Raw genomic sequence first — 2,039 nt, 5'->3', positions numbered from 1 at the left:
GGCCCGCAGGGCCGAGACCACGTACTCGTCGACCTCGAAGGTCGTCAGCATCACCACGCGCACGTCGGCGAGTTCCGGGTCCGCGCTGATCATGCGGGTGGCGGCGAGCCCGTCGGTGCCGGGCATCCGGATGTCCATGAGGACGACGTCGGGGCGCGTCCGGCGGGCGAGTTCGACGGCCTGGGCCCCGTCGGAGGCCTCCCCGACGACTTCCATGTCGGGTTCGGAGTCGACGAGCACCTTGAAGGCGCTGCGCAGGAGCGCCTGGTCGTCGGCGAGCAGCACCCTGACGGGCGCGGCGGAGGGCAGGTCCGTCGCAGAGTGGTCCACGGGGTGAGGGTACGCGGGAGCGTCGTCCGCCCGCTCAGCCGAGGGCGAGGACGATCAGGGCGGTGGTCGCCGCGACCTCGGCCAGGGCACCGAAGACGTCGCCGGTGACCCCGTCGAAGCGGCGTACGCAGCGGCGGAGCAGCAGTTCCGCGGCGAGCAGGGCGGCGAGGACCGCGGCCGCGCTCCGGCCGGCGGCGGGCAGGCCCAGGGGCAGGGCGGCGGCCGCGGCCGCGGCGACGGTGAGCGCGGCGATCAGGGCGGCCGCCCGGCGCGGGAGCACTCCGGCGACGGCGGCGCCGAGTCCCCCGGGGCGGGCCGCCGGGACGCCTTCGCGGCAGGCCAGGGTCATGGCGAGGCGGGCCGCCACGGCGGCTGCCACCGCGGCGAGGGCGCCCCGGATCCAGCTGTCGGCATAGATCTCGGACAGGGCGGCCACCTGAAGGAGCAGCACGATCACCAGGGTGACGACGCCGAAGGGGCCGATGTCGGACTGCTTCATGATCCGCAGGGCCTCGTCGGCCGGTTTGGCGCTCCCGAGGCCGTCGGCCGTGTCGGCGAGACCGTCCAGGTGCAGGGCCCGGGTCAGCGCGGCCGGTCCGGCGACGGTGAGGGTCGCCGCGAGCAGCGGGCCCCCGCCGAGCAGCAGCAGGCACACTCCGGGCAGGGCCGCGAGCCCGCCCACGACCAGTCCGGCGAGCGGGGCGCAGGCCATTCCGGTGCGCGCGGCGGGGCGGTCCCAGCGGGTGATGCGGGCGGGCAGCACGGTGAGGGTGCCGAACGCGAAACGGACGCCGTCGAGGAACGAGGCGCGTTCCGCGGGCGGCGTCTGGGGCGGGCCGTCGAACGAATCTGTCATCGGCGGGAACGGTACCCGCTCGGCGCGGGCGGTAAATTACCCACTACATGCCAAATAGGGAGTCAGTGGGATGGGTCACTGGTGGTATCGGAACATCGTCGAGCCCGGGAAGCTGCCGCTCCTGCTCGCCCTGCTCTCCTTCGTGCTGTCGTTCCTGGTCACCCGCGTGATCACCCGGCTGATCCGGGCCGGCCGGGGCCCCTTCAAGAACGTCTCGCCGGGCGGCCTGCACATCCACCACGTGGTGCCGGGCGTGATCCTCGTGATCATCGGCGGCTTCGGCGCGGTCGGCAGCGGACGGTACGGCTTCGGGGCGTGGGTCTCGGCGGTGCTCTTCGGCCTGGGCGCGGGCCTGGTCCTGGACGAGTTCGCGCTGATCCTGCACCTCGACGACGTGTACTGGAGCGAGCAGGGCCGCAAGAGCGTGGAGCTCGTGGTCGTCACGGCCGCCATCGTGGCCCTGGTCATCGGCGGATTCGTGCCCTTCGGGGTGAACGACCTGTCCACCGAGGAGCGCCAGAGCCGCGGCCTCGTCGTCATGAACGGGGCCGCCAACTTCTCCCTCTCGCTGCTCGCCCTGTGGAAGGGCAAGGCGCGCACCGCGCTCTTCGGCCTGGTCGTCCCCTTCGTGGCGCTGGTCGGCGCGATCCGGCTGGCCCGGCCCGGATCCCCGTACGCGAAGAGGTTCTACGCGAACCGGCCGCGCGCCCGGGCCAAGTCCGGGCTGCGCGCCTTCCGCCACGACCGGCGCTGGGCGCGGCCGCGCCGCGCGTTCGAGAACTTCATCGGCGGGACCCCGGACCCGGATCGCCCCGTGTCCCTGGAGAAGCCGCCCCGGCACTGACGACGGCGG

At 74.0% G+C, this 2,039-nt stretch carries 3 protein-coding genes; 1 reads left to right on the top strand and 2 read right to left on the bottom strand.

What is annotated here, in order from left to right; all coding sequences use genetic code 11:
• Together ACWGIU_RS36620 and ACWGIU_RS36615 are read right to left on the bottom strand one after the other, a co-directional pair.
• Positions 1 to 330 (bottom strand): response regulator (locus ACWGIU_RS36620; RefSeq protein WP_453712395.1); only part of this gene is annotated, 330 nt, incomplete at its 3' end.
• A 34-nt stretch (positions 331 to 364) separates the two neighbouring features.
• Positions 365 to 1,186, bottom strand: a complete 822-nt coding sequence (locus tag ACWGIU_RS36615; RefSeq protein ID WP_453712394.1) for an adenosylcobinamide-GDP ribazoletransferase — start codon at positions 1,184 to 1,186, stop codon at positions 365 to 367.
• A 70-nt stretch (positions 1,187 to 1,256) separates the two neighbouring features.
• Here ACWGIU_RS36615 and ACWGIU_RS36610 point away from each other — a divergent pair, with 70 nt between their 5' ends.
• Positions 1,257 to 2,030: a hypothetical protein gene (locus tag ACWGIU_RS36610; protein ID WP_453712393.1), complete on the top strand. Its 774-nt coding sequence runs from the start codon at positions 1,257 to 1,259 to the stop codon at positions 2,028 to 2,030.
• Positions 2,031 to 2,039 lie beyond the last annotated feature (9 nt).

Source organism: Streptomyces sp. NPDC054840 (genome assembly GCF_053611065.1).
Note: the sequence above shows the minus strand (reverse complement) of the source record. Positions and strands in the feature narration are given on the sequence as shown.

Bases quoted from the DNA above. Each gene is read 5' to 3' on its own strand.
- ACWGIU_RS36615 (WP_453712394.1), bottom strand. From the start codon at position 1,186: ATGACAGATTCGTTCGACGGCCCGCCCCAGACGCCGCCCGCGGAACGC.
- ACWGIU_RS36610 (WP_453712393.1), top strand. From the start codon at position 1,257: ATGGGTCACTGGTGGTATCGGAACATCGTCGAGCCCGGGAAGCTGCCG.